The sequence below is a fragment of the Nonomuraea sp. NPDC048892 genome (assembly GCF_040649735.1).
Taxonomy (GTDB): Bacteria; Actinomycetota; Actinomycetes; order Streptosporangiales; family Streptosporangiaceae; genus Nonomuraea; species Nonomuraea maheshkhaliensis.
The window spans coordinates 1-25541 of record NZ_JBEZFZ010000001.1 but is presented as its reverse complement, the minus strand read 5'-3'; the positions used below and the strand labels follow the sequence as shown (position 1 = coordinate 25541).

Here is a 25541-nt window from a genome sequence, read left to right as displayed (position 1 = left end):
CTAGTTGTGCTCGCCCAGGCCCTCCACGGCCTTGCGGGCCGCCGCGGCCAGGCGGTCGTGCCACATCTCGCGCTGGAGCAGGCGCAGCGCGCGGCGCAGGACGTCACTCGGCCGTTCGTCTTCGCGAAGGGCGGTGCGGATGATCCGCTCGTCTTCGGCGTTGGCCCGGAAGGCGATCTCAGCCATGTCCCGAGCTTATGGACCCGCCGACGCCCTTGTCCCGCGTTTGCCCGACGCGGGCCCGCCGGGCGGCCGACGGGGGGCCAGATGGGGGGCACGACGGCGGCCGAAGAGATAGATGACCGGGGCCGTGCAGATGAGCGGCCCGATGACGGCGATCGGGCGTTCCAGCCACCACACCGTGTCCGGCGGGATCCGGTCGCCCAGCGAGCCGAACAGCCACCACGACAGGCCCAGGGAGATGGCCATCCCGGTGGTGTGGAAGAGGAACAGCGGCAGCGCGTAACGGTTGATGAACTCGTTGAGCCGCCGCCAGCCCGGCCGTTCCAGCACCCGTTCCATGGCCGGGCGCAGCACCTCGACCAGCCCGATCTGGAAGAGCAGCAGCGCGACGATGACGAACGTGGGCGGCGCCATGTTGGACCACTTGTCGCCGGGCACCCCGACCATCGAGCCCGGATAGATGCCGGAGTAGACGAGCCCGAACAGGGCGAACAGCCCCGTCCACAGCAGTGCCACGTCATAGCGTCTGGGCAGCTCGACGACGCGGTCGTAGAAGAACCCGGCCTGGTGGGCCAGCCCCCAGATGATGATCATGTTGAGCCAGGCGACGCCCTCCACCTCGTACCGGAAGCGCAGCACGTCCACCACCAGCGCCGCGCCGCCGAGCCAGATGAGGGTGAGCACGTCGTAGCGCTTGTGCAGCCAGAGCGCGAGCGGCAGCAGCGCGATCAGCACGAGGTAGACGCCGAGGAACCACAGCGGGCTGAGCACCAGCAGCACGACCCGCCACATCCAGTCCACCTGGAACGTGTACGTCACCGCCGCCCCGATGGCGATCCACACCCCGGACAGAACCAGCGCGGGTAAGGCCAGCGCCTTGATCCGCCGCGCCACGAACGAGCCGATGCCGACCCCGCGCGCCCTGGCCCGGCGCCAGGACAGCAGGTGCACGTGGCCGCCGACGTAGAAGAACAGCGGCAGCACCTGCAGCAGCCAGGTGAGGATCCACAGGCCGGAGGTGAAGCCCAGCGGGCTGGTGGGCTCGGGGCCGTGCGGCTTCCACTCCAGGATGGTGAAGGCCCAGTGCCACAGGACCACGACGACCAGGCTCAGCGCGCGCAGCCAGTCGACGTACTTGTCGCGCTCTGCTGAAGGGGAGGGGCTGGGGGCGGGGACGGGGGTGGAGGTCACTTGTCGATGTCACCTACCACGAAGAACATGGAGCCGAGGATGGCCACCATGTCGGCCACGAGATGCCCGGGCAGCATCTCGCGCAGCACCTGGATGTTGCTGTAGGAGGCCGAGCGCAGCTTGAGCCGCCACGGCGTCTTGTCGCCCTTCGACACCAGGTAGTAGCCGTTGATCCCGAGCGGGTTCTCCGTCCACGCGTACGTGTGGCCCTCCGGCACCTTGAGCACCTTGGGCAGCCGCTGGTTGACCGGGCCTGGCGGCAGCGAGCGCAGCCGTTCGACGCAGGCGTCGGCCAGGTCCAGCGAGACCTTGAGCTGCTCGAACAGTATCTCGAAGCGGTCGTGGCAGTCGCCCGCGCTCCGGGTGACGACCTTCACCGGCAGCTCGGGGTAGGCCAGGTACGGCTCGTCGCGGCGCAGGTCGAAGTCGACGCCCGAGGCGCGGGCGATGGGGCCGCTGACGCCGTACTGCATGATCTGCTCGCGGGTGAGCACGCCCACGCCTCTGGTGCGCGCGATGAAGATCTCGTTGTGCAGGATGAGGTGCTCGATGTCGGGTACGCGCCGGCGGGTCTCGGCGACGGCCTGGCTCACCCGGTCGAGCCAGCCGAGGGGCAGGTCCTCCTTGAGCCCGCCGACCCGGTTGAACATGTAGTGCATGCGCCCGCCGGAGATCTCCTCCATGACGGCCTGGATGCGTTCGCGTTCGTCGAAGGAGTAGAACAGCGGCGTCATCGCGCCCAGCTCCAGGGGATAGGAGCCGAGGAACATCAGGTGGTTGAGCACCCGGTTGAGCTCGGCCAGCAGCGTGCGCGCCCACACGGCCCTGACCGGCGGCTCCATGCCCAGCAGGCGTTCGGCGGCGAGCACCACGCCCAGCTCGTTCGCGAAGCCGGACAGCCAGTCGTGCCGGTTGGCCAGCATGATGATCTGACGGTAGTCGCGCACCTCGAACAGCTTCTCCGCGCCCCGGTGCATGTAGCCGATGATCGGCTCGGCGGTGGCGATGCGCTCGCCGTCGAGGGTCAGCCGGAGCCTGAGCACCCCGTGGGTCGACGGGTGCTGCGGGCCGATGTTGAGGATCATGTCCTCGGTGGCGAGCTCTTTCGCGCCCGCGCCGATTCCGACCACTCGTTCCGTCATACGGCCATGCTGCCACCGTACCCGCACGTGATCCAGCGCGGGGGATGGTCAAGAGATGGTACGGAAACGCATCCCGAAGCCGGACATGGGGAGGAATACCGGTAACGGGGGGAGAAAACACCATGAAGAAGGTTCTTTTTGATGTCGCAGCTCTGATCGCACGAGTCGTCACCGGCGTGATCTTCCTCGCGCACGGCTGGCAGAAGTGGCAGGGCGGGCTCAGCGCCGCCTCCGAGGGTTTCCGGGAGATGGGCATCCCGATGCCGGTGATGGCGGCCGGGTTCTCGACCGTCGTCGAGACCGTCGGCGGTGTCTTCCTGATCCTCGGGCTGCTGGTGCGTCCAGTGGCGTTGCTGCTGCTGATCAACATGATCGGCGCGATCGTGTTCGTGCACGGGAGCCACGGCGTGCTGTCGGCGAACAACGGCTGGGAGCTGCCGGGGGCGCTCGGCGCGCTGTGCCTGCTGTTCCTCGCGCTGGGCGGCGGGCGCATCGGGCTGGACGCCATCTTCGCCTCGGTCTTCCGCAGGCGCGGGGAGCGGCGGGTGGCCGAGGAGGAACTGGCCGCGCACGCCCCGAGCAGGGACGACGCGGGCATGACGGCGGGCACGGCGGCGGGCACGGCGGCGGGCACGGCGGCGGGCACGGCCGCGGGTACCGCGGCGGGCAGGACCGCCACGGGTACGGCTCAGGGCGGTCGCACCGGCGGGCCCATGACGCCCGCCGAGCGGGACGTGTCGGCCGACCGTCCGGAGGTGCCCAGGCAGCCGGCCGCGCCCGACACGACCCGCTCGCCTGACACGACCCGCTCGACCGGCTCGACCGGCTCGACCGGCTCCGGGAGGTTCAACGACGACGACATGAGGGAGATCGACGCGCTCGTTTCCGACGAGCCGCCGCAGCACCACAAGCCGCCGAACCGCTGACCTCCGCAGCACGACAAGCCGCCGAGCCACCGACCTTCCGGCGCGCGCGTGCGGGGCCGCAGGCCGAGCTCCCGGGCGCGCGGGCCGAGGTCGGTTCAGCGGCGGGAGACGAGGTCGCGCACGGCCTCGATCAGCCGGTCCACGTGCTCCTGCGTGCTCCCGATGCCGATCGAGGCTCGCACCGCCGAGCCGGTGTCGTCCGCGCAGTCGCCGTCGGGGGCGCCGTCGGGGGCGCCCTCAGACGTGCCCAGCAGGTGCCGGACGAACGGGTGCGCGCAGAACTTCCCGTCGCGCACCCCGATGCCGTACTCGCCGGACAGCGCCTCGGCCACCTCCCGCGCCGTGTACCCGGCCACTGTGAACGACACGATGCCCACGCGCGGGTGGTCGTCCCCCCACAGGGACAGCTCCCGTACGCCCTCGATCGAGGCCAGCCCCGAGCGCAGCCGCGCGATCAGCCGCTCCTCCTCCCGCACCAGCGCGGTCCAGCCGGTCGCGGTCAGCGCGTCGCAGGCGGCGGCCAGGGCGATGGCGCCGAGCACGTTGGGCGTGCCGGCCTCGTGCCTGGGCTCGGGGTCGTCGTGCCACTCCACGCTCTCCCCGACCGAGCGCACCGCGCCCCCGCCCTTGAGGTACGGCTCACCCTCGGCCAGCCAGTCCCTCCGCCCGACGAGCGCGCCGGCCCCGAAGGGCGCGTACAGCTTGTGCCCGGAGAAGGCCACGTAGTCCAGGTCGAGCGCGGTCAGGTTGAGCCGCCGATGCGGTACGAGCTGCGCCGCGTCCACCAGGATCCTGGCCCCGTGCCGATGCGCGATGTGCGCCAGCGCGGCGATCGGCCACAGCTCGCCGGTGACGTTGGAGGCAGCGGTGACGACCAGCAGCTTGGGCCCCTCGATCGCGGCCAGCGCCTCGTCGGCGGCGCGCACGGCCTCGCCGGGGAAGGCGGGCGGCGCCAGCCGCACGGCGTGCCGCCAGGGCAGCAGGGAGGCGTGGTGCTCGGTGTCGAAGACCACCGTGGTGGTGCCCTCGGGCAGGCAGCCGGCCAGCAGGTTCGTGGCGTCGGTGGTGTTGCGGGTGAAGATCACGGAGTCGTCCGGGCGGGCGCCGACGAAGGCCCTGACCGTGTGGCGGGCCTGCTCGTACCGGGCGGTGGTGAGCTGGGAGGCGTAGCCGGCGCCGCGGTGGACGCTGGAGTAGGCCGGAAGCGCGGCGGTGACGGCGGCGCTGACCGGCTCAAGACAGGGCGCGCTGGCCGCGTAGTCCAGGTTGGCGTACCCCACCAGTCTGCCGCCCTTGACCGGCACCTCCAGGTCGGCTCCCAGCACGGCGGGAATGGGCCGGCTCGTCGCGGATGCGGGGGCGGCCTCGGGCGTACGGGCGGAGTTGAAGATCGTCAGAGTGGACACAGGGGTACCTCCTGAAGGGCCATCGGACCCCTGGAAGCAGCCACGGAGCCCGCGCTTGCCCGCCACACCTCGTGACGGACCAGGTCTTCACCCGGGGCACCCCGCCGCGGACGCGAGGGTTGCCGGCCAGCTAGCCGGGGCTTGTCGCTGGCACTCATGACCTACGAGGGGAACTATAACCGACACCCCGGCATGAATCGCAACCCCGCGAACTAATGCCCGACTCGGCTCGTTGCTACCGGGAAACCCCCATCAACCCCCGAGTCATGGAGGTACCCGATGCTGGACTGGGTGGCCGACCCGAACATCTGGATCGGCTTCTTCACCCTGGTCGCCCTGGAGATCGTTCTGGGGATCGACAACATCATTTTCATCTCCATCCTCGCCGGGAAGCTGCCCGCCGAGCAGCGCGACAGGGCCCGCGTGCTCGGTCTGGCGGCGGCTCTGATCAGCCGGCTGCTCCTGCTGTTCGGCCTGTCCTGGGTGGTGCAGCTTACGCAGCCGCTGTTCACGGTGCTCGGTCAGGAGATTTCGGGACGTGACCTGATCCTGCTGCTCGGCGGGCTGTTCCTGCTGGGCAAGAGCGTCACCGAGATCCACCACAGCATGGAGGCGCCGGCCGGCAAGGACGGCAAGCAGGCCGCCGCCGTCTCCTTCACGTCGGTGATCGTGCAGATCATGGTGCTGGACGTGGTGTTCTCGCTGGACTCCGTGATCACCGCCGTCGGCATGGTGGACGAGCTGGGCGTGATGATCGCTGCGGTCGTGGTGGCCGTGGTGGTGATGCTGTTCGCCTCCGGGCCGATCAGCCGGTTCGTGGACGCGCATCCGACCATCAAGATGCTGGCGCTGTCGTTCCTGGTGCTGATCGGGGTGGTGCTCGTGGCCGAGGGCCTCGACCAGCACATCCCGAAGGGCTACATCTACTTCGCGATGGCGTTCTCGGTCGTCGTGGAGCTGCTCAACATCCGGGTACGCAGCAGGCACGCCAGGAGGCAGCAGGCCGTCCAGGAAGGAGAAACCCCCTCCTAAGATGAAATAGTGGGCTTTGATCCTTGGAATCCTGATTTCGTGGCGTACCCGTACCGCGTGTACGACGAGTTGAGGCGCGAGGCGCCCGTCAGCTACTACGAGCCGACGGGCCAGTGGCTCATCGCGCGGCACGCCGACGTCAACGCGCTGCTCAGAGACCGCCGGCTGGGCCGCTCCTACCTGCACGTGGCCACCCACGAGGAGTTCGGCCGGCCGGCGGAGCCGGAGTTCCAGGAGCCGTTCTGGCGCGTGATCAGGGCGGGCATGCTCGACGTGGAGCCGCCGGTGCACACGAGGCTGCGCCGGCTGGTCTCCAGGGCGTTCACGCCGCGCATGGTCGAGTCGCTGCGCCCCCGCGTCCGCGCCATCGCGGGGGATCTGGTGGCGGCGTACGTGGACAAGGGCGGCGGTGACCTGATCGCCGAGGTGGCCGAGCCGCTCCCGGTGACCGTCATCGCGGAGATGCTCGGCATCCCCGGCCAGGACCGCCACCTGCTGCGCCCCTGGTCGGCCGACATCTGCGGCATGTACGAGCTCAACCCCGCCCCCGAGGCCCAGCACACCGCGGTGCGCGCGGCGTCCGAGTTCGCCGGCTACCTCAAGGCCCTGGCCGCCGAACGCCGCCGCGCGCCGGGCGAGGACCTGATCTCGGCGCTCACCCAGATCGACGAGCTGACCGAGGACGAGCTGGTCGGCACCTGCGTCCTGCTGCTCAACGCCGGCCACGAGGCCACCGTGAACGTGACGGGCAACGGCTGGTGGTCGCTGTTCAGGAACCCCGGCGAGCTGGCCAGGCTGCGCGCGGACCGGTCTCTGCTGCCCACCGCAGTCGAGGAGCTGATGCGCTGGGACACGCCGTTGCAGATGTTCGAGCGCTGGGTGCTGGAGGACATCGAGGTGCACGGCGTACGGATCCCGCGCGGCTCGGAGGTGGCGCTGCTGTTCGGCTCGGCGAACCGGGACCAGGACGTGTTCGAGGACCCGGACCGGCTCGACGTGGGCCGTGCCGACAATCCGCACATCTCGTTCGGGGCGGGCATCCACTTCTGCCTGGGCGCGCCGCTGGCCAGGATCGAGCTGGCGGAGTCGTTCGGCGCGCTGCTGGACCGGGCGGCCACGCTGGAGCTGCGCGAGGAGCCGGTTTGGAAGCCCGGCTACATCATCCGCGGCCTGCAAAGCCTCGACCTGACCGCCACCGCCTGAGCCCGCCGCCACCGCCTGAGCCGCCCGCCCGCCGCTTCCCGCCTGAGCGGGCCGACGGGCAGGGCCGGCACCCGGCCGTGCCGGCGTTCACCGCTTCTGGCTGAGCCAGCCGAAGCCGCCGAGCCCCGACGGGTCGATCAGCTCGCCCTCCTCCGAGGCCCGCGCCAGTGCCTTGAGATAGCCGCGCGGATCGGCGCGGGCCAGGTCGAGCGGCGGACGCGCGCCGGTGACCCCCAGCTCGCGCAGCGCCGCGCGTTGTGTGGACAAGGTTGTGGATATCGCACCGGCCCTGATCCCGGCCGCCGCGCACGCGTCGAGGGCGACATGTGCGGTGATGTCGCAGGTCCCGTCGGGTACGGGGGTGACGACCGCGCCGTCGCGGTACCCGGTCAGCGTGCCGCACAACGGCCGGTTGTCCACAGGGTGTGCATAATCGATGGCTATCGCCCGGCCTCTGCGGAGACGTACCAGGACCGAGGCCCAGGCCTCGTCGCGGGGGAGGCCGATCTCGGCCCGCGAGCCCACGCGGGTCAGCGGCCACCACCGCTCCAGCCAGGCCCGGTCGGCCGGCCGCAGCGGCCCACCGAGCCGCTCCTCGCCCGTGCGCACGTCGACCAGGATGAGGCGCGGCCCTTCGGCGGTCTGCTCGGCCACGTCGAGCGGCACGTTGTCCAGCCACTCGTTGGCGATGACCAGGCCCACGATGCCGTCGGGCACCTCGCCGGACCAGCTGACGCGCCCGGACAGGCCGGGCGGCCTGGGTGACAGGTCGACGGCCGTGATCCGCAGCCGATCGCGCAACGCGGGCGGCGCCCACTCCAGGACCTGGGTGACCAGCACACCCTCGCCCGCGCCGATGTCGACCAGGTCGAGCACGTCGGGTTTGCCCAGCTCGGCGTCCACTTCCGCGAGCAGCGCCAGCACGGCTCCTGCGAAGGCGGCCGAGGCGCTGACCGAGGTGCGGAAGTGGCCTGACGGGCGTTCGCGGAGGTAGAAACCCTCCTCGCCGTACAGCGCGCGCTCGGTGGCGGCGCGCCAGGTGAGCCACATGTTCTGGACTATCTCATGACTCGCGATGGGTACGCACTGTCATCATATGACTACTCAATGTCTCCGACTTGCGATAGCGTTTACCCATTGTCATCGAGTGATCGCGTTGCGCCATCCCCTACCGGCGGAGCGGATCGCTTCCCGAGCACGCGCGGCGCGGAGCCGCGAAACTGAGAGGAGCCCTCATGCTGAAGAAGGTCCTGGTCGTCGCCGGTGCCGCCGCCATGCTGTCGATGGCCGCTCCGGCCCACGCCGACATCACCAACGGCGCCGGCGGTGTGCTCTCCGGCAACCAGGTGCACCTGCCGATCACCGCCCCGATCAACATCTGTGGCAACGCCATCGCGGTCATCGGCCTCGCGGTGGCGGGCTGCAAGGGCGGGGCCAACGCGTACGCGCCGAGCCACCACTGACAGCGGCGAACCCGGGCCGGCGCAGGCCGGCCCGGGTTCGTGTCCCCAACTGGTCAGTCGGCGGATGACCAGCCGGCGCACCTCCAAGGGGTCGCAATGTGCGGGCGTCAGGTTCCGGCAAGGGACATGGCGCCCGTTTTCATACGGTGACCCCTCTCCTCATCTCTTCCGACAGGGGGTGCGCTCTTTGTATGCCCTTGTCGCTTTTGTCGTTAACTCAACGCGCGGCAAAGCACTCGTCACGCTGGCACTCTCGCAAGGCCGTTACGCTGGTCGGCGGTGCCATTACGACAGGGGTGAGACGTCATGGACGCTGGGGATCGCCCGGCCCGGCTGACTGTCGGCGTGCTGGGGGCGGGCAAGGTCGGCTCGGCTCTCGGTGCCGCGCTGGCGCAGGCGGGTCACCGCGTGGTGGCCGCCAGCGGAGTGTCCGACACCTCCCAGCGGTGGGCGGCCGAGCGGCTCGGCCTCACGCCGTCCAGGCCGGACGAGGTGGTGGCCGCGGCCCAGCTCATCCTGCTCACCGTGCCGGACGACCCGCTGCCCGGCCTGGTCAGCGGGCTGGCCAGCACGGGCGCCGACCTCCAGGGCAAGATGCTGGTGCACACCAGCGGGGCGTACGGGCTGTCGGTGCTCGACCCAGCGGCCGAGGCGGGCGCGCTGCCGCTCGCCCTGCACCCCGTGATGACCTTCACCGGCAGGGACGACGACCTCAACAAGCTCACCGGCATCTCGTACGGCGTCACCGCGCCCGACGTGCTGCGGCCGGTGGCCGAGGCGCTGGTGATCGAGATGGGTGGCGAGCCGGTGTGGATCGCCGACGCCGACCGCCCGCTCTACCACGCGGCCCTGGCCGGAGCCGCCAACCACATGGTCACGCTCATCGCGGAGTCCTCCGACCTGCTGCGCGGCATCGGCGTCGAGCATCCGGGCCGGATGCTGGGCCCGCTGCTCGGCGCGGCGCTCGACAACGTGCTGCGGCTGGGCATCGCCGGCCTGACCGGCCCCGTCGTGCGGGGTGACGCCGGCACGGTGCGCAAGCATGTCGACGCGCTGATCCTGGCCGCCCCGGAGGCGGCCGACGCCTACATCGCGCTGGCCAGGCTCACGGCGGACCGGGCGCTGGCCGCGGGGTTGCTCAAACCCGAGGAGGCGGAGCGGCTGCTCGACGCGCTAGGGGGCAATATATGGACCTGACCGTCGCGCTTGGAGGGCACTTATGGAGCTGATCGTCGCCGGCAACCGGGAAGACCTGGTCAAGGCGCGCCGTGCCGGCACGGTGGCGCTGGTCCCGACCATGGGGGCGCTGCACGAGGGCCACCGGTCGCTGATCAGGCAGGCCCGGGTGCGCGCCGATCAGGTCGTGGTCAGTATCTTCGTCAATCCTCTTCAATTTTCTCCAAACGAGGATTTTTCACGCTATCCCCGTACATTCGACGCCGATCTCGATGTGTGCCGCGCCGAAGGCGTGGATGTCGTGTTCCACCCGGCCGTCGAGGACATGTACGCCCCCGACCGCCAGATCTCCGTCTCCTCCGGCGAGATGGGCCGCATCGTCGAGGGCGCCGCCAGGCCCGGCCACTTCGACGGCATGCTCACGGTGGTGCTCAAGCTGTTCAACCTGGTCCAGCCCGATCTGGCCGTCTTCGGGCAGAAGGACGCCCAGCAACTGGCCCTCATCCGCCGCATGGTCGCCGACTTCGACCTGCCGATCGAGATCCTGGGGTCGCCGACCGTACGCGAGCCCGACGGCCTGGCCCTGTCCAGCCGCAACCGCTTCCTGTCGGAGGATGACCGGCGGCTGGCCCTGGCGCTCTCGCAGGCCCTGCGGGCGGGGGCGGCCCGGCTCACCCCGTCCGAGATCAGGCGTACGGCGATGGCCGTGCTCGACGAGGCGGGACCCGGGCTTGAGGTGGACTATCTGGCGCTGGTGGATCCGGCCACGTTCGCCGAAGTGAGCGAGTCGTACGAGGGCCTGGCCGTGCTCGCGGTGGCGGCCAGGGTCGGCACCACGCGGCTCATCGACAACGTCACCCTCACCCTCAACCCCGCCTGAGGACCCCCGGGGCATGGGCACGCCGCGCCTGGCGTTATCGTCATAGTGACGAAATCGCCTCAGTGAGGAGACCCCCGATGAGTGCACCGGCGATTCCCCTGCGTCTGACCGCCCCCGAGCCCGGCTGGATCGCCACGGCCGACGTGGTCGTGGTGGGCTCCGGCATCGCCGGCCTGACCGTGGCCCTGCGTTACGCGGAGCTGGAGCCGGCGGCCAAGGTACTGGTCGTCACCAAGGACGTGCTGTCGTCCGGCTCGACTCGGTGGGCCCAGGGCGGCATCGCGGCCGTGCTCGACCCGGAGGACACCCCCGACGAGCACCTGAGTGACACGTTGCTGGCGGGGGTCGGGCTCTGTGACGTACGGGCGGTGCGCACGCTGGTGACCGAGGGCCCCGACGCGCTGCGCCGGCTGATGGCACGGGGCGCCCGCTTCGACCGGACGGTCGACGGGGAGCTCCAGCTCACCAGGGAAGGCGGGCACCGGCGCCGCCGGATCGTGCACGCGGGTGGCGACGCCACCGGCGCCGAGGTCCAGCGGGCGCTGGTCGAGGCGGTGCGGGCCGGCTCGATCGAGGTGATCGAGCACGCGCTGGTGCTCGACCTGCTGAAAGACGCGAAGGGCCGGGCCAGGGGCGTGACGCTGCACGTCATGGGCGAGGGCGCGCGCGACGGCGTGGGCGCGGTGCACGCCAGGGCGGTGGTGCTGGCGACCGGCGGCATGGGCCAGGTCTACGCCGCCACCACCAACCCGGTCGTCTCCACCGGCGACGGCGTGGCCCTCGCGCTGCGGGCCGGAGCGGTGGTGCGCGACCTGGAGTTCGTCCAGTTCCACCCGACCGTGCTGTGGCTCGGCGAGGGCTCGACCGGGCAGCAGCCGCTGATCTCCGAGGCTGTCAGGGGCGAGGGCGCCTTCCTCATCGACCACGAAGGCCGCCGGTTCATGGAGGGCGCGCACGAGCTGGGCGACCTCGCGCCGCGCGACGTGGTGGCCAAGGCCATCATGCGCACGATGCGGGCCAACGGCCGCGACCACGTCTTCCTCGACGGCCGCCACTTCGGCAGGGAGAAGTGGGAGTCGCGCTTCCCCACGATCTACGCGGTCTGCCGCGAGCACGGCATCGACCCGGTCACGCAGCCGATCCCGGTCTCGCCGGCCGCCCACTACGCCAGCGGCGGCGTGCGTACGGACCTGCACGGCCGTACCTCCATCGAGGGTCTCTACGCCTGCGGCGAGGTCGCCTGCACCGGCGTGCACGGCGCCAACCGGCTGGCCTCCAACTCCCTGCTCGAAGGGCTCGTGTTCGCCGAGCGCATCGCCGCCGACGTGCACGCGCGGCGGCCCGCGCCGGGGGAGCCGGTGCCGGGCACGGCCGCGGAAGGGCTGGTGGACCCGCGGGTCAGGGCGAGGATCCAGGCCCACATGAGCACCGGCGCGAGCGTGCTGCGCAGCCGCGAGTCGCTGGTCGCCACCGCCAGTGCGCTGCGGGACGCCCGCTGGACCCCGGTCGAGGTGGCCGCCTGCACCGAGGCGTGGGAGGCCACGAACCTGCTCACCGTCGCCACCGTGCTCACGGGCGCGGCGGCCGCCAGGCTGGAGACGCGCGGCTCACACTGGCGCGAGGACCACGACACCCGCGACGACGACGAATGGCTGGGCCACCTCGACGTGACCCTGACGAAGGAGGGCCTCCGCATGACGTACACGCCGCATGGGGACGCGATGACGCCGCGCCTGGCGCAGGAGCTCACGGCGGCCGGGCTGGACCCGGCCGAGGTGGACGCGCTGATCGACCGCGCGCTGACCGAGGATCTGCAGGACGCGGGCGATGTGACGAGCCTGGCCACGATCCCCGAGGGGCAGCGCGCGGTGGCCGACGTGGTGGCCCGCAGGGACGGTGTGGTGGCCGGGCTGGCGGTGGCCGAGGCGGTGTTCGTCCGGCTCGGGGCCGCCCGCGCCGAGCGCGGTGCCAAGGACGGCGAGCGGGTGCGGGCCGGGGACGTGCTGATGACCGTCGAGGGCCCCGTACGCGCCCTGCTGACGGCCGAGCGCACCGCGCTCAACCTGCTCACCCACCTGTCGGGAGTGGCCACGCTGACCGCGCGCTGGGCCGAGGCCGTCGGCGGCACGGGCGCGCGGGTGCGCGACAGCCGCAAGACCCTGCCCGGCCTGCGGGCATTGGAGAAGTACGCGGTACGCAGCGGCGGCGGCGTGAACCACCGGATGTCGCTGTCGGACGCCGCTCTGATCAAGGACAACCACGTCGTGGCCGCGGGCGGGGTGGCCGAGGCGTTCAGGGCGGTCAGGGAGCGCTACCCCGACCTGCCGATCGAGGTGGAGATCGACCGGCTCGACCAGCTCGACCCCGTGCTCGACGAAGGGGCTGAGCTGATCCTGCTGGACAACTTCACGGTCGAGGACACCGCGCGTGCCGTACATATCGTGAAAAATCGGGCGAAAAATAGGGTTGCTCTTGAGGCGAGCGGGGGATTGACCTTGGAATCGGCCCGTGATGTGGCGGAAACTGGCGTTGACTACCTTGCGGTGGGAGCCCTGACGCACTCAGCGCCGGCCCTTGACATCGCTCTGGATCTGCGGGGGTAATGAATGCTGCTCACGATCGACGTCGGCAACACGCACACGGTGCTGGGGTTGTTCGAGGGCGAGGACGTCATCGAGCACTGGAGGCTGGCCACCGACGCCCGCCGTACCGCCGACGAGATCGCCGTCGTCCTCCAGGGGCTGCTGAGCCAGTCGCCGCTGCTCAAGGGGGCCGACATCGACGGCATCGCCATCTGCTCCACGGTGCCGAGCGTGCTCAACGAGATGCGTGAGATGTGCCGCCGTTACTACGGCGACGTGACCGCCGTGATCGTGGAGCCGGGCATCCGCACCGGGGTGCCCGTACGGATGGACAACCCCAAAGAGGTCGGCAGCGACCGCATCGTGAACGCGCTGGCCGCCATCGACCAGTACGGCGGCCCCTGCGTCATCGTCGACTTCGGCACCGCGACCTCGTTCGACGCCGTCTCCGCCAAGGGCGAATACGTCGGCGCGGTCACCGCCCCCGGCATCGAGATCTCGGTGGACGCCCTGGCCGCCGCCGGAGCCCAACTGCACAAGGTCGAGCTGGTCAGGCCGCGCTCGGTGATCGCCAAGAACACGGTCGAGGCGCTGCAGGCCGGGATCATCTACGGCTTCGCCGGCCAAGTGGACGGCATCGTCGAGCGCATGACGGCCGAACTGGCCGACGACCCCGACGAGGTGACGGTCGTCGCCACCGGCGGGCACGCGGCGCTGGTCGTGGGCGAGTCACGTTCGATCGACGTGCACGAGCCGTGGCTGACCCTCATCGGGCTGCGGCTCGTCTACCATCGCAACACCGCCTGAGCTCCGGCACACGACGAGCGGCCCCCCGCTCGGGTGGGGGGCCGCTCGCGCTTTCACCCGTCACTCGCTCTCGGCGGTGTAGATGTACTGCCAGTGGCCGCACTTGACGGGGAAGTTGCTGTGGGGGCCGATCTGGCAGACCTTCGCCCGCAGGCTGAAGACGTCGTGCTCCTGGAACTGGAACCACTTCGAGCCCGGGTAGCCGCAGTACTTCTTGTAGTAGACCGGCGACCAGTCGTGGTCGAAGTCGCTGGCCTCGAACTTCACGAACGCGCACTTGCCGCCGGCGCGGTAGGTGCGGTTGTCCAGGTCCCAAAGCCGGCCTCTGACCGTGACCTCGTTGGACTCGCCGTCGTGGTCCCAGTCGACGCCCACCCAGCCCTGCGCCTTGGCCTTGAAGTGCTTGGCGTAGACGGGGCCCCAGTACTCGGAGTGGTCGTCGGGCGTGCTCGCGTAGGCGGCGGCGGGAAGCGCCAGGGCCAGAGCGCTGGTCGCGGCGACGGCGGCGAGGCCGGTCGCGATCTTCTTGAACATCTCGTCTCCTTGAGCTCCCCTCGGGCCGGCTCTTTGCCGGCACCCCCCTTCGAGCTCGTGAGACATTGATAGGCGCGGGGCCTTGCAGAAAGTCTGCAGCAGACCGACGAGCCCTTGCAGTTCGCCATATCCCCTACCCTTTGATGTTGTGAGCGACGAACTTCCCGAGCAGATGCGCATCCGGAGGGAGAAGCTCGACCGCCTTCGCAGCGAGGGCGTCGATCCTTACCCGGTGAACTTCCCACGTACGGCGACCAACGCCGAGGTCAGGGAGAAATACGAGGGCCTTGAGCCCGACACCGCGACCGGCGACCGGGTCGCCGTCGCGGGGCGCGTCATGCTCAACCGTGTGGGCGGCAAGCTCTGTTTCGCCACGCTTCGCGACGGCGGCGCCGACCTCCAGGTGATGATCTCGCTCGACAAGGTCGGCGAGGAGTCCCTGGCCGCCTGGAAGCGTGACGTCGACCTGGGCGACCACGTGGGCGTCAGCGGCGAGGTCATCACCTCGCGCAGGGGCGAGCTGTCGATCCTGGCCGAGAGCTGGCAGATCACCTCCAAGTGCCTGCGCCCGCTGCCGGAGAAGCACGTCGGCCTCACCGACCCCGAGGCGCGGGTGCGTCAGCGCTACGTCGACCTCATCGTCAACGACGAGGCCAGGACGATGGCGCGGGTACGCAGCGCCACGGTGCGCGCGGTGCGCGACTTCTGGCACGAAGAGGGCTATCTAGAGGTCGAGACGCCGATGCTGCAGCCGATCCACGGCGGCGCGACGGCCCGGCCGTTCAAGACCCACATCAACGCCTACGACATGGAGCTCTACCTTCGCATCGCGATCGAGCTCTACCTCAAGCGGCTCGTGGTGGGCGGCATCGAGAAGGTCTTCGAGATCAACCGCAACTTCCGCAACGAAGGCGCCGACTCGACGCACAACCCCGAGTTCACCATGATCGAGGCGTACGGCACCTACCTCGACTACAACGACATGGCCGACCTCACCCAGCGGATGTACCAGAAGGCCGTGGTGGCCGCCCTGGACACCACGGTGGTCGTCCACGACGGCAAGGAGATCGACCTCGGCCTGCCCGAGTGGCCGCGCATCACCCTCTACGGCGCGGTGTCGCAGGCCGTGGGCGAGGAGATCACCACCTCCACCACCCTGGAGGAGCTGCGCAAGCTGGCCGACCGGCGCGAGATCCACTGGGACCCGAAGTGGGGCTCGGGCAAGATCGTGCAGGAGCTGTTCGAGGCGCTGGTCGAGCACACGCTGGTCCAGCCCACGTTCGTGATGGACTATCCGCTGGAGACGTCCCCGCTGGCCCGCAACCACCGCGACGACCCGCTGCTGACCGAGAAGTGGGACCTGATCGGCTTCGGCACCGAGCTGGGCACCGCCTACTCCGAGCTCAACGACCCGATCGAGCAGCGGCGCCGGCTGGTGGAGCAGTCGCTGCTGGCGGCCGGGGGCGACCCCGAGGCCATGCAGGTCGACGAGGACTTCTTGCAGGCGCTCGAATACGCCATGCCGCCCACAGGGGGCATGGGCGCCGGCATCGACCGGATGATCATGGCGTTCACCGGCAGGAACATTCGCGAGACGATCCTGTTCCCGCTGGTCAAGCCCACCCACTGAGTCACGGTCACCCGGCGCGGCCCCGTCGGGCCGCGCCGGGCCTTGCCCGGGATCGAACCGGCCCCGCCCGGGTGCGCACCGGTCCCGCCCCGGTGCGCCGGGGTGCGCCTGGCCTCAGCCGTCGGCGATGAGGCCGACTCGGGCTCTCAGCTCCCGCACTCTCGTCACGGCGTAGTCGTGAAACTCCCTTCCGGCCCGCCCGGTTCCCGGCCCGAGCGCCGCTGTAAGCATCGGGTCAAGGCGCGCGCCAGGATCTCACTACGGCCGCGGCTCCGTTCGTGATCCTCCGCAGGCGCTCCGAGCGGTTCGCTGATCGTCGTGTCCGGAAGTGACCACGCCGGAGCGGACCCGAGAGCGGGCTCGCCGGGCGGAGCGGCGAGCAGGTCGCCGGTGATCACCTCCAGGCGCGGGCTCGGACGCCGGCACCTGCGGAAAGTGACGCCCTGATCACCAGGGCGCGCGGCCAGGTGCGCTCCTGCGGGTCCGTCCGTACGAGCGGCCCGGCCTGCTGACCTGGGCCTGTGCCGGCCATGGGCGCGGTGCCGCGACCGCAGCGCGGATCGCGGAGCGGCAGGGTGCGGAGGACGTGCGTGGTGGCTGCGAGTGATCAGACGCGCGTGCGGAACAAAGCGGTCCAGGCGCGAAGATCGCGATGACGGGGATAAGGATCACGCAGAAATTCGCCGTCGAATGGATCAAAACCCAGCACGTCCACCGCGTTCGTCATTGCGGATCCGGCCTGCGCGGAAGGCTCGATGACTTCGCGTATCGCCCGACGATCATTAGCGACATATCGCGAGTGCGTCATATATATCGGATCATGTCAATAGCGCTCGTCAAGAGCTCGGATTGTCATGCTTGACGACCTTTCCAGGATGCGTTTAACGTCTGCGAGGAGCGACTTCGGCCCACTTGAGAGGCCCAAGTTCAGCTGTTGGGGGGGAGGGCTCCCGATGGATGTGCTCACTGAAGGCGTCGAGCTGAGTCATGCCGATCTTGCGTTGCTGTCGGAGCTGGCCAAGGGAGTCACGGTTGACCGGGTGGGCAGACGTCTGGACATCAGCGGTCGTACCGTACGTCGGCGATTGCGCGGCATCTGCGACCGCATCGGCGTGGCCACGGCGATCGAGGCCGTGGCCTGGGCGGCCCGCCGCCAGCTGATCTAGCGGCGGGCACGTCTGGCGACAGCGCCGGCGAGCCGTGGGCAGGGGCTCAGTCGGCGATGCGTACGGCGCCGGCGAACGGCCGGTTGGCGATCGAGGCGATGCGCACCACGTCACCGGTCCGCGGCGCGTGCACCATCATGCCGCCGCCGAGATAGATGCCGACGTGGTGCAGGTCGCTGTAGAAGAACACCAGGTCGCCCGGCCGCATCTGCTCGCGCGGGATGTGCCGGCCCGCCGTCCACTGGCTGCCGGTGTAGTGGGGCAGTGAGATGCCCACCCTCTGGTAGGCGGCCATGACCAGACCGGAGCAGTCGAAGGAGCTCGGCCCCTCGGCGCCCCAGACGTACGGCTTGAGCTGCTGTGTGAGCGCCCAGCGCGCGGCCTGGGCGGCCTTGCCGGCGCCGACGATCGGCAGGTCGACGCGGGTCGCGCGGGTGCCGGGCCGCCCGGCCTCGCCCAGCGCCCGGCTGAACAGGTTGCTCTCGACCTTGGTGACCAGCTTGGTGATCTTGTCGCGCTTGCCGCCCAGCTCGTTGACGAGCTGCTCGACCTCGTCGATGCGCGCCTTGGCGCCGGCCCTGGCCCGCTCGGCGGCCGCCCTGGCCTTGGTGACCTGGTTGACCGCCTCGCCCTGCTGCTGCTCCAGCACGTACGTGGTGGCGGCGCGGTCGAGGAAGGTGTCGGGGTCCTTGGAGGTGGTGAACGCCAGCACCCGGCCCAGGCCGCCCGTGATGTAGGCGTTCTCGGCGAGCATGGCGGCCTTGGCCCGCTTGGCGGCGAGATCGGCCTCACTGGTGGCCAGGGTCTTCTTCGCGGCCTCTGCGGCCTTCTTGGCGGTCTTGAGCTTCTCCCGCTGGCCGTTGTACTGCTCGCTCAGCGTCTCGATCTCGGTGTGCATCTTCTCGACCCGCTTGGCCAGCTCCTTGAGCGAGGGCTTGGGATCGGCGGACGCCGAGGCGACGGGGATCGCGAGGAGGACCGCGGCGATCGTGAGACTCACCACACCGAAGCGGTGTGGCCGCCGAGGTCGTTCCGGAGGGCGGGCGTGCTTGCCCGCCGTCTTCCCCCCACCGTCGTGCGTGCGCTTCACCAACGAGCTCCTCTCATGGACGCCTACCGGGTTAGCTGACGGGTTCGGGCCGGAGCAGCCCTACCGAACGATTCGGATTCACCCCAGTGGTGACGATGGGGGTCGTCACCGGCGGGTCCCCGGCTTCCCTCACGGGAATTGGGCGTGTCCCTCACGTTGTGACACGTGGGGGACATCGTCGCAGGACACTAATGCACTCCGGGTTCGTGCTCAACCAGAACTGCCGAGTCTGTAGAGGTTTCACAACCGAAGGGTCACAAGGTGATCTCGTGGTCACTCGTACAGAAGCGACTTTATGTCCCCTTTGCCCTTGCTTCCGCCGCAGCCGCGAGGTCGGCGCCAGGGACGCGCCCATATGACCGGGTCATGTAACAGGATGGGCCGGGACATGGCAGTTAGGGCCGAGCCGTAATGACATCTGTACTCTGGAGAGCCATGGAGCAGGTGGCCGAACTGACGATGCCCGAGACCGCGGTGGTGGTCCGGCGTGCCCGCACGCCGGATGTGCGCACGGTCAGGAGGCTAGTGGACACCTACGCGGGCGCGGGCCCGCGGCTCCTGGAGAAGGCCACAGTGACCCTGTACGAAGACGTGCAGGAGTTCTGGGTGGCCGAGCGGGGCGGGCAGGTAGTCGGCTGCGGCGCGCTCCACGTGCTGTGGGAGGACCTCGCGGAGGTCCGCACCGTGGCCGTGGATCCCGAGTGCCGGGGCATGGGCGTCGGCCATCGGATCGTCTCGGCGCTGATACAGCAGGCGACGGATCTGGGTCTGCGGCGTGTATTCTGTCTAACTTTTGAGGTCGATTTCTTCGCGAGACTCGGGTTCCGCCCGATACAGGGCACCCCCGTCTCACCCGAGGTGTACGCCGAACTTCTCGCCTCCTACGACGAGGGCGTGGCGGAGTTCCTCGACCTGGAACACGTCAAACCGAACACCCTGGGCAACACCCGCATGCTGCTCCATCTGACATCGGGTGACGCGGACCTTGACCAGATGGAAAGGTGATTGTTGATACCTATGTCGATACGTTGGGCAGCACAGGCATGTGTCCTGACACGTGCCACATGCGCACTCGAAGCGAGGTGACACGGTGAGCACCGGACAGCCGCCGTATCCACAGGACGACTCCGGAGAAAACTCTGCCCCCGGCACCCCTTACGGGCAGCAGAACTCGGGCCGCCACCCCGGCGAGCCCGACCCCGACGTCACTGTGGTCGGCTACCGGGCGGACGACGCCTATGGGCAGCAGCCCCAGTACGGCCAGCAGCAGGGCTACGGACAGCAGCAGCAGTCCCAGCCCGGCTACGGCCAGCAGGGCTACGGCCAGCAGCAGCAATACGGCCAGCAGCCCCAGTACGGTCAGCAGCAGGGCTACGGACAGCAGCAGCAGTCCCAGCCCGGCTACGGCCAGCAGGGCTATGGCCAGCAGGACTACGGTCAGCAGCAGCAGTCTCAGCCTGACTACGGTCAGCAGGCTCAGTACGGGCAGCAGGGCTACGGCCAGCAGCCTCAGTCGGGTCAGCAGCCGCAGTACGGTCAGCAGCAGCAGTCGCAGCCGGGCTATGGCCAGCAGGACTACGGTCAGCAGCAGGGCTATGGACAGCAGCAGCAGTCTCAGCCTGACTACGGTCAGCAGGCTCAGTACGGGCAGCAGGGCTACGGCCAGCAGCCTCAGTCGGGTCAGCAGCCCCAGTACGGTCAGCAGCAGCAGTCGCAACCCGGCTACGGCCAGCAGGACTACGGTCAGCAGCAGGGTTACGGCCAGCAGCAGCAGTCCCAGCCCGGCTACGGCCAGCAGGGCTACGACCAGCAGGCTTACGGCCAGCAGGGCTATGGGCAGCAGCAGCAGTCGCAACCCGGTTACGGCCAGCAGGGCTATGACCAGCAGCAGGCCTACGGTCAGCAGCAGGGTTACGGGCAGCAGCAGCAGTACGGGCAGGGGGGCTACGGCCAGCAGCCCGGTTACGGGCAGGCCTACGGCCAGCCGGTCGGCGTCCAGCCGCCCGGCGCGCCGGCTCCGCTGGCGGAGTGGTGGCAGCGGTTGGTGGCGAGGATCATCGACATCGTCATCCTCTACATCATCAACATCGTCATCGGCGTGATCTTCGGCCTCTTCCTCGTCGCCAGCTACTCCTCCCAGACGGGCGCGAGCAGTGGCCTCCTCACCTCCTCGGTGGTGGGGATCCTGACGAGCGTGATCGTGACGGCGCTGTGGGTGGTCTACGACTTCTTCCTGCTGAAGTCGAAGGGCCAGACCGTCGGCAAGATGGTGATGGGCATCAAGGTCGTCCCGATCGGGCAGATGATGCCGCCCGGTGGCCTGCCCACCGACATGGCGCTCAAGCGCGCCGGCGTGACGTGGGGCGGTTGGATCCTCAACGTGGTCCCGTTCGTCGGCTGGCTGGTCGGCTGGGCCGTGGTGGCGCTCAACGGCGCCTCGCAGCTGTGGGACAAGCCGTTGCAGCAGACCTTCGCGGACAAGTTCGCGAAGACCGTGGTGGTGAAGATCAAGTAGGTCTTCTCTCCGCAAAACCAGGGGCCGGCTTCGCGCCGGCCCCTATGTTTTGGGCGTGGGGCCGTACACAATGAGGTCCCTACGCCGAGACGCGAGGTGGGAGTTATGGCCGGGACCGCGCCGCGCCCGGACGCGCCACCCGCTGAATGGTGGGAACGCCTCGGCGCCCGGCTGATTGAAGCACTCGTCTTCGGGGTCTTCTATTACATTCTGTTCATCGGGCTATGGGGGTTCTTCCGAACTGTCGGGATGGCCGACGTGTTCGGCGGACGACTGCCCGGCGTGTTGGCATGGGCGGTGGCGGGGCTGGCATATGCCGGCTACGACTGGCTGGCTCATTCCCGCCACGGCAGGACGTTCGGTAAGGCGATCATGCGGATTCGCCTGGCGCCGCAGGGTCTTCAGGCCCGTGCACTGCTCAAACGAGCACTGATCTATCCCGCCCCGCTCATGCTGATGGGCATTCCGGTGGTCAATCTCCTGGCCGGAATGTCGCTGTTCGGCGTAGGGTTGCTCGTCCTGATCGACAAGCCGCTGGAGCGGGGTCCGCACGACAGGGCGGCGGGAACGCGCGTGGTAAAAGATCTTCGCTGAGCCGGGCGTACCTGGGCGGATGCCTTTTCGCAAAATTTTCGCTTGATCCGGTAAGGAGCCTGGAGAGACTGGCATTAGGCTATGGGGCGTCTGGGTTGCCGGGTGTCGGCGCCCCTGTGACACGCAGGGCAGCTGTGTGCCGCTATGGTCGGATGCGGGTGGTTGTAGCCTGCGTGTCTTGAGGGAGCGGGGCTCTCTGCGGTCACGCTCCCAGCGCTTTTTGCGCCCCCGAAACCCCGCTGGCCGTGGAGGCGAGGACGAATGGAAGCCCTAACAGACGTATTGTCAGCGCTCATCCCCCCGGTGGTGGTGGGTGGCGCCTTCATCTTTGGCGTAGTGAAGTTGGTCCGGTCCGAGGCCGTCCAGGGCCGTCGAAACCGCGAGGATCAGCCCGAGAGCCAGAACTGATCGGCTAGTCAGCCGAATCCCCGTAGCGCTGAATTGTCTCCACGCCTTTCCGGGTATATGTTTGGGCAGGCGAATGAAACAATGCTCCGCGAAAGGATTGCGTACATGGCCAAGCAGATCCAGGAGATTCTCATCGATGACCTCGATGGGGGCGAGGCCAATGAGACGGTCAGCTTCGCTATTGACGGCTCCACCTATGAGATTGACCTCAGCGACCTTAACGCGAAGAAGCTGCGGGACGCTCTCACGCCTTTCGTGCAGCATGCGCGCAGGGCGGGCGCCGTCTCCACCCGTCGTCGTGGCCGCGGCGGCAACCGGGCGATGAGCCGCGAGAAGAGCTCGGAGATCCGGCAGTGGGCCAAGGCCCACGGCCTGCCGGTCAGCGAGCGCGGCCGCATCGCCTCCACGGTCGTGGAGAAGTACGAAGCTGCTCACTAAGGGGCCGGCTCTCGACCATGCGCTTATGATGTTCGCCTTGGACCCCGGCGACCGCCATAAGCGCATGATCGTTTCCTGGACGTTCCGGAAACCGGAGCGTCTCGGACGATGATCTTCTGAGCGCCCAAATGTGGGCGATTAGGGCATGCGTCTTGCCGGCTCCGCCCTGACGCCGTTTCACAGGGCGAGACGCTGTAATGCGACGGCCCCGCGCGCAAAGCCGTGCGGGGCCGTCGTCATGCCTCATTCGGCGCGGCGGATGCGCCGGGTGAGAGGCCGGTCTCCGGGCCGGCCGTGGTGGCGCAAACCGGGTCGGCCCGAGGTGGCGCAAAGCCCTCACCTCACGCCAATGCGGCTATGGAACGGGCCATAGGGAAAACATGGCGTCGGTTAACCGGGCGCCGATCTTCACGCGCTGTAGCGCAAAAGCATGATCCAGGCCGCCGCCGTACGGAGGAAACCGGCCGTGCGGTGATCGGTTCCGGTACGGATTACCCCGCTCCAACGGATGCGTGGGGTCACGGATTACCCGGCGCGTACGGATGGGTGAGCTCCGCAAAACCCGTCCGGTGCCGATGGCCGAGCTTCCAGGAAATCCCGTACGAACCGCGATGCGGGGCGGGAGCGAATACCCGGCCTGGGCCGCGATGCGGGGGCACGCGCAAAACCCGAGCCCGCGCCGGATGCGTACGAGCGGCGCAAAACCCGGCGCCGCGGGGGCGGACGGGCGACGCAAAACCTGATCCCGTGACGGGCGGGTGAGCCGGGCAAAACCCGGCCCTGTGACCGGACGGTTGAGGCGCGCAAAACCGGTGCCGAGCGATGTGCCGGAGCGAGCATAACCCACAAGCATGAGCACGCCTCAGAGATTGCCGCTTCTCGGGGCAAGCACTCACAAAGTCGTCACTCTGTGAGTGCGTGAGATTGCGTTTGCCGTACAACCGAAGAGTGCGCCGAGTGGTGGCGAATGCCAAGGGCGGCGGGGGTGCCGTCTCAAGATGCGGGATGAACTCCGGTAACCCGGCTGACCGGATGGCGGAAATCCGATTACGGTGAGTGCTGTGGGAAGCGGCGCTCGGTGGTACATCGGCGCGGTGCCCGGTGTGCGTTCAGTGCGCCGCTCGGCGCGCGTCGGCAGCGGCTGTCGGATACGGGTGTCGGATACGGCATAAGTACCGTGCCGACAGGGTGTGCGTTCCGCGCCGTCGTTGCGGTGTGCGTTCCGTGCCCCGTTGTGCTCAGGGCGTAGCGCGCACGTTTGGCCAAGCATTGGGCCGCGACATAGGATGTTTGGCGTAACAGATACGGACGCGGCATCTGAGATGCAGGGGTGAAGGGCGTCCCCGTGCCGGCCTTCGCACCGAGCGTCCGATGGCCGATCCGTGTGGGTCCGCGTACACCGTGTGCGGCGTTATGGAGCCGCTTCCGCGAAGGGTCCTAAACATCGTTCGCTTGCGGCGTATCGGGAACACGTCACCCCCGAACAGTAGTTGGATGGAGGGTGAACGCCCTGCTCTCGGGGAACGTGTCTGCTATAGAGCGTGTCAGCGGCAGTGGGCACGGTTCGCCGAGCCAGGGCTAGCATGCGGGAGGACGGGACCGGATTTACCGGCCTGACTGACCGCTCTGTGAGGAGCGACGAGATGTTCGAGAGGTTCACCGACCGAGCGAGGCGTGTTGTCGTCTTGGCCCAAGAAGAGGCCAGGATGCTCAACCACAACTACATCGGCACTGAGCACATTCTTCTTGGTTTGATCCACGAAGGTGAGGGCGTAGCCGCCAAGGCTCTGGAGAGCCTCGGCATCAGCCTTGAGGGTGTGCGCCAGCAGGTCGAGGAGATCATCGGCCAGGGCCAGTCGGCTCCGTCGGGGCACATTCCGTTCACCCCGCGGGCCAAGAAGGTCCTCGAGCTGTCGCTCCGTGAGGCTTTGCAGCTGGGTCACAACTACATCGGCACCGAGCACATCCTGCTCGGGCTCATCCGTGAGGGTGAGGGTGTGGCGGCTCAGGTGCTGGTCAAGCTTGGAGCTGATCTCAACCGTGTCAGGCAGCAGGTCATCCAGTTGCTCCACGGTTACCAGGGCAAGGAGCCGGCCGCGGCCGGCGGGCCGCAGGAGTCCGCTCCGTCGACCTCCCTGGTGCTCGACCAGTTCGGCCGCAACCTGACCCAGGCCGCCCGCGAGGGCAAGCTGGATCCGGTCATCGGCCGTGAGAAGGAGATCGAGCGGGTCATGCAGGTCCTCTCCAGGAGGACCAAGAACAACCCCGTTCTCATCGGCGAGCCCGGCGTCGGCAAGACCGCCGTCGTCGAAGGCCTGTCGCAGAAGATCGTCAGGGGCGAGGTGCCCGAGACGCTGAAGGACAAGCAGCTCTACACGCTTGACCTCGGTGCTCTGGTGGCCGGCTCGCGTTACCGCGGTGACTTCGAAGAGCGCCTGAAGAAGGTGCTCAAGGAGATCCGCACGCGCGGCGACATCATCCTGTTCATCGACGAGCTGCACACGCTCGTGGGTGCGGGTGCCGCCGAGGGCGCGATCGACGCCGCCAGCATCCTCAAGCCGATGCTGGCCCGCGGCGAGCTGCAGACGATCGGTGCGACCACGCTCGACGAATACCGCAAATACCTGGAGAAGGACGCGGCGCTCGAGCGCCGGTTCCAGCCGATCCAGGTGGCCGAGCCTTCGCTCAGCCACACGATCGAGATCCTCAAGGGTCTGCGCGACCGCTACGAGGCGCACCACCGCGTGTCCATCACCGACGACGCGCTGGTCGCCGCCGCGCAGCTGGCCGACCGCTACATCAGCGACCGCTACCTTCCCGACAAGGCGATCGACCTCATCGACGAGGCCGGCTCCCGGATGCGCATCCGCCGGATGACCGCTCCGCCGGACCTGCGCGAATACGACGAGAAGATCGCCAACGTCCGTCGCGACAAGGAGTCCGCGATCGACGCGCAGGACTTCGAGAAGGCCGCTGCCCTCCGCGACCAGGAGAAGCAGCTGCAGCTCAAGCGCGAGCGGCGGGAGAAGGAGTGGAAGGCCGGCGACATGGACGTCGTCGCCGAGGTCACCCAGGAGCTCATCGCCGAGGTTCTGGCGACCGCCACCGGCATCCCGGTCTTCAAGCTGACCGAGGAGGAGTCGCAGCGCCTGCTCCGCATGGAGGACGAGCTGCA

The 25541-nt window shown here is 69.0% G+C and carries 24 protein-coding genes and 2 riboswitches; of the genes, 15 read left to right on the top strand and 9 right to left on the bottom strand.

Annotated features, from left to right (window positions below; translation table 11 throughout):
• Genes AB0C28_RS00120 through AB0C28_RS00110 form a run of 3 tightly spaced genes read right to left on the bottom strand, consistent with a single transcriptional unit; the run spans position 1 to position 2516 of the window.
• A complete protein-coding gene (locus AB0C28_RS00120) occupies positions 1–186 on the bottom strand; it encodes a hypothetical protein (RefSeq protein WP_346100800.1) in 186 nt (61 codons plus the stop codon).
• A gap of 9 nt (positions 187–195) precedes the next feature.
• Complete coding sequence (locus AB0C28_RS00115) at positions 196–1374, bottom strand: acyltransferase (protein WP_357862755.1); 1179 nt, start codon at positions 1372–1374, stop codon at positions 196–198.
• Positions 1371–2516, bottom strand: coding sequence for an NADH-quinone oxidoreductase subunit D (locus AB0C28_RS00110; protein ID WP_357862753.1), 1146 nt, complete (start codon positions 2514–2516; stop codon positions 1371–1373). The genes AB0C28_RS00115 and AB0C28_RS00110 overlap by 4 nt, the downstream gene beginning before the upstream one ends.
• A 122-nt stretch (positions 2517–2638) precedes the next feature.
• Between AB0C28_RS00110 and AB0C28_RS00105 the strand changes: the two genes are divergently transcribed.
• Complete coding sequence (locus tag AB0C28_RS00105; protein ID WP_358072340.1) at positions 2639–3442, top strand: DoxX family protein; 804 nt, start codon at positions 2639–2641, stop codon at positions 3440–3442.
• 95 nt (positions 3443–3537) lie between these two features.
• On the opposite strand, the gene AB0C28_RS00100 is transcribed toward AB0C28_RS00105, so the two are convergent.
• Positions 3538–4848: an aminotransferase class V-fold PLP-dependent enzyme gene (locus AB0C28_RS00100; protein ID WP_358072338.1), complete on the bottom strand. Its 1311-nt coding sequence runs from the start codon at positions 4846–4848 to the stop codon at positions 3538–3540.
• Positions 4849–4894: 46 nt separating this feature from the next.
• A riboswitch (SAM riboswitch) is annotated at positions 4895–5010 on the bottom strand.
• A 117-nt stretch (positions 5011–5127) separates the two neighbouring features.
• Between AB0C28_RS00100 and AB0C28_RS00095 the strand changes: the two genes are divergently transcribed.
• Both AB0C28_RS00095 and AB0C28_RS00090 read left to right on the top strand, forming a co-directional pair.
• Positions 5128–5880: a TerC family protein gene (locus AB0C28_RS00095; protein ID WP_357862747.1), complete on the top strand. Its 753-nt coding sequence runs from the start codon at positions 5128–5130 to the stop codon at positions 5878–5880.
• A gap of 39 nt (positions 5881–5919) precedes the next feature.
• A complete protein-coding gene (locus AB0C28_RS00090; RefSeq protein ID WP_357862746.1) occupies positions 5920–7083 on the top strand; it encodes a cytochrome P450 in 1164 nt (387 codons plus the stop codon).
• Positions 7084–7170: 87 nt separating this feature from the next.
• Here the strand turns inward: AB0C28_RS00090 and AB0C28_RS00085 are convergent, their stop codons facing one another.
• Positions 7171–8133 carry an SAM-dependent methyltransferase gene (locus AB0C28_RS00085; protein ID WP_358072336.1) on the bottom strand — a complete coding sequence of 321 codons (963 nt, stop codon included), beginning with the start codon at positions 8131–8133 and terminating at the stop codon, positions 7171–7173.
• 185 nt (positions 8134–8318) lie between these two features.
• On the opposite strand from AB0C28_RS00085, the gene AB0C28_RS00080 reads away from it, so the two are divergent.
• The 5 genes from AB0C28_RS00080 to AB0C28_RS00060 all read left to right on the top strand — a co-directional run bounded on the left by AB0C28_RS00080 (position 8319) and on the right by AB0C28_RS00060 (position 13991).
• Positions 8319–8546 (top strand): chaplin, encoded by a 228-nt coding sequence (locus tag AB0C28_RS00080; RefSeq protein ID WP_346100808.1) that lies wholly within the window; start codon positions 8319–8321, stop codon positions 8544–8546.
• Between the two features lie 306 nt (positions 8547–8852).
• Entirely contained in the window at positions 8853–9743 is an 891-nt protein-coding gene (locus AB0C28_RS00075) for a DUF2520 domain-containing protein (protein WP_357862742.1), read from the top strand.
• Between the two features lie 22 nt (positions 9744–9765).
• Positions 9766–10602: a pantoate--beta-alanine ligase gene (gene panC, locus AB0C28_RS00070; protein ID WP_358072334.1), complete on the top strand. Its 837-nt coding sequence runs from the start codon at positions 9766–9768 to the stop codon at positions 10600–10602.
• 77 nt (positions 10603–10679) lie between these two features.
• On the top strand, positions 10680–13205 hold the full coding sequence (locus AB0C28_RS00065; RefSeq protein WP_358072332.1) for an L-aspartate oxidase: 2526 nt from the start codon (positions 10680–10682) through the stop codon (positions 13203–13205).
• Positions 13206–13208: 3 nt separating this feature from the next.
• Positions 13209–13991: a type III pantothenate kinase gene (locus tag AB0C28_RS00060; protein WP_357862736.1), complete on the top strand. Its 783-nt coding sequence runs from the start codon at positions 13209–13211 to the stop codon at positions 13989–13991.
• 60 nt (positions 13992–14051) lie between these two features.
• On the opposite strand, the gene AB0C28_RS00055 is transcribed toward AB0C28_RS00060, so the two are convergent.
• The gene (locus AB0C28_RS00055) at positions 14052–14525 is read right to left on the bottom strand and encodes a hypothetical protein (RefSeq protein ID WP_357862734.1); all 474 of its coding nucleotides are present in this window, start codon (positions 14523–14525) and stop codon (positions 14052–14054) included.
• Positions 14526–14673: 148 nt separating this feature from the next.
• On the opposite strand from AB0C28_RS00055, the gene lysX reads away from it, so the two are divergent.
• Positions 14674–16155 carry a bifunctional lysylphosphatidylglycerol synthetase/lysine--tRNA ligase LysX gene (gene lysX / locus AB0C28_RS00050; protein ID WP_358072330.1) on the top strand — a complete coding sequence of 494 codons (1482 nt, stop codon included), beginning with the start codon at positions 14674–14676 and terminating at the stop codon, positions 16153–16155.
• A gap of 607 nt (positions 16156–16762) precedes the next feature.
• Here the strand turns inward: lysX and AB0C28_RS00045 are convergent.
• A complete protein-coding gene (locus tag AB0C28_RS00045; protein ID WP_358072328.1) occupies positions 16763–16963 on the bottom strand; it encodes a hypothetical protein in 201 nt (66 codons plus the stop codon).
• Positions 16964–17108: 145 nt separating this feature from the next.
• Between AB0C28_RS00045 and AB0C28_RS00040 the strand changes: the two genes are divergently transcribed.
• Positions 17109–17321, top strand: coding sequence for a LuxR C-terminal-related transcriptional regulator (locus AB0C28_RS00040; RefSeq protein ID WP_090937160.1), 213 nt, complete (start codon positions 17109–17111; stop codon positions 17319–17321).
• Between the two features lie 46 nt (positions 17322–17367).
• On the opposite strand, the gene AB0C28_RS00035 is transcribed toward AB0C28_RS00040, so the two are convergent.
• Entirely contained in the window at positions 17368–18411 is a 1044-nt protein-coding gene (locus tag AB0C28_RS00035) for a C40 family peptidase (RefSeq protein ID WP_358072326.1), read from the bottom strand.
• A 5-nt stretch (positions 18412–18416) separates the two neighbouring features.
• A riboswitch (cyclic di-AMP (ydaO/yuaA leader) is annotated at positions 18417–18566 on the bottom strand.
• 280 nt (positions 18567–18846) lie between these two features.
• On the opposite strand from AB0C28_RS00035, the gene AB0C28_RS00030 reads away from it, so the two are divergent.
• Positions 18847–19416, top strand: coding sequence for an amino-acid N-acetyltransferase (locus AB0C28_RS00030; RefSeq protein ID WP_357862728.1), 570 nt, complete (start codon positions 18847–18849; stop codon positions 19414–19416).
• A gap of 10 nt (positions 19417–19426) precedes the next feature.
• Here AB0C28_RS00030 and AB0C28_RS00025 read toward each other — a convergent pair whose 3' ends face one another.
• Positions 19427–20266: a hypothetical protein gene (locus AB0C28_RS00025; protein WP_358073187.1), complete on the bottom strand. Its 840-nt coding sequence runs from the start codon at positions 20264–20266 to the stop codon at positions 19427–19429.
• A 165-nt stretch (positions 20267–20431) separates the two neighbouring features.
• On the opposite strand from AB0C28_RS00025, the gene AB0C28_RS00020 reads away from it, so the two are divergent.
• The 4 genes from AB0C28_RS00020 to AB0C28_RS00005 all read left to right on the top strand — a co-directional run.
• Complete coding sequence (locus tag AB0C28_RS00020) at positions 20432–20926, top strand: RDD family protein (RefSeq protein WP_357862833.1); 495 nt, start codon at positions 20432–20434, stop codon at positions 20924–20926.
• Between the two features lie 105 nt (positions 20927–21031).
• Positions 21032–21520, top strand: a complete 489-nt coding sequence (locus AB0C28_RS00015) for an RDD family protein (protein ID WP_358072324.1) — start codon at positions 21032–21034, stop codon at positions 21518–21520.
• A 513-nt stretch (positions 21521–22033) separates the two neighbouring features.
• Complete coding sequence (locus AB0C28_RS00010) at positions 22034–22366, top strand: Lsr2 family protein (RefSeq protein ID WP_106243615.1); 333 nt, start codon at positions 22034–22036, stop codon at positions 22364–22366.
• 1643 nt (positions 22367–24009) lie between these two features.
• A partial coding sequence (locus AB0C28_RS00005; RefSeq protein WP_357789239.1) for a Clp protease N-terminal domain-containing protein occupies positions 24010–25541 on the top strand: 1532 nt, incomplete at its 3' end.

Coding starts and splice junctions, on each gene's coding strand:
- AB0C28_RS00075 (WP_357862742.1), top strand. CDS start 8,853: ATGGACGCTGGGGATCGCCCGGCCCGGCTGACTGTCGGCGTGCTGGGG.
- AB0C28_RS00060 (WP_357862736.1), top strand. CDS start 13,209: ATGCTGCTCACGATCGACGTCGGCAACACGCACACGGTGCTGGGGTTG.
- AB0C28_RS00065 (WP_358072332.1), top strand. CDS start 10,680: ATGAGTGCACCGGCGATTCCCCTGCGTCTGACCGCCCCCGAGCCCGGC.
- AB0C28_RS00015 (WP_358072324.1), top strand. CDS start 21,032: ATGGCCGGGACCGCGCCGCGCCCGGACGCGCCACCCGCTGAATGGTGG.
- AB0C28_RS00045 (WP_358072328.1), bottom strand. CDS start 16,963: ATGACGCACTCGCGATATGTCGCTAATGATCGTCGGGCGATACGCGAA.
- AB0C28_RS00080 (WP_346100808.1), top strand. CDS start 8,319: ATGCTGAAGAAGGTCCTGGTCGTCGCCGGTGCCGCCGCCATGCTGTCG.
- panC (WP_358072334.1), top strand. CDS start 9,766: ATGGAGCTGATCGTCGCCGGCAACCGGGAAGACCTGGTCAAGGCGCGC.
- AB0C28_RS00010 (WP_106243615.1), top strand. CDS start 22,034: ATGGCCAAGCAGATCCAGGAGATTCTCATCGATGACCTCGATGGGGGC.
- AB0C28_RS00055 (WP_357862734.1), bottom strand. CDS start 14,525: ATGTTCAAGAAGATCGCGACCGGCCTCGCCGCCGTCGCCGCGACCAGC.
- AB0C28_RS00040 (WP_090937160.1), top strand. CDS start 17,109: ATGGATGTGCTCACTGAAGGCGTCGAGCTGAGTCATGCCGATCTTGCG.
- AB0C28_RS00105 (WP_358072340.1), top strand. CDS start 2,639: ATGAAGAAGGTTCTTTTTGATGTCGCAGCTCTGATCGCACGAGTCGTC.
- AB0C28_RS00120 (WP_346100800.1), bottom strand. CDS start 186: ATGGCTGAGATCGCCTTCCGGGCCAACGCCGAAGACGAGCGGATCATC.
- AB0C28_RS00095 (WP_357862747.1), top strand. CDS start 5,128: ATGCTGGACTGGGTGGCCGACCCGAACATCTGGATCGGCTTCTTCACC.
- AB0C28_RS00030 (WP_357862728.1), top strand. CDS start 18,847: ATGGAGCAGGTGGCCGAACTGACGATGCCCGAGACCGCGGTGGTGGTC.
- AB0C28_RS00085 (WP_358072336.1), bottom strand. CDS start 8,133: ATGTGGCTCACCTGGCGCGCCGCCACCGAGCGCGCGCTGTACGGCGAG.
- AB0C28_RS00110 (WP_357862753.1), bottom strand. CDS start 2,516: ATGACGGAACGAGTGGTCGGAATCGGCGCGGGCGCGAAAGAGCTCGCC.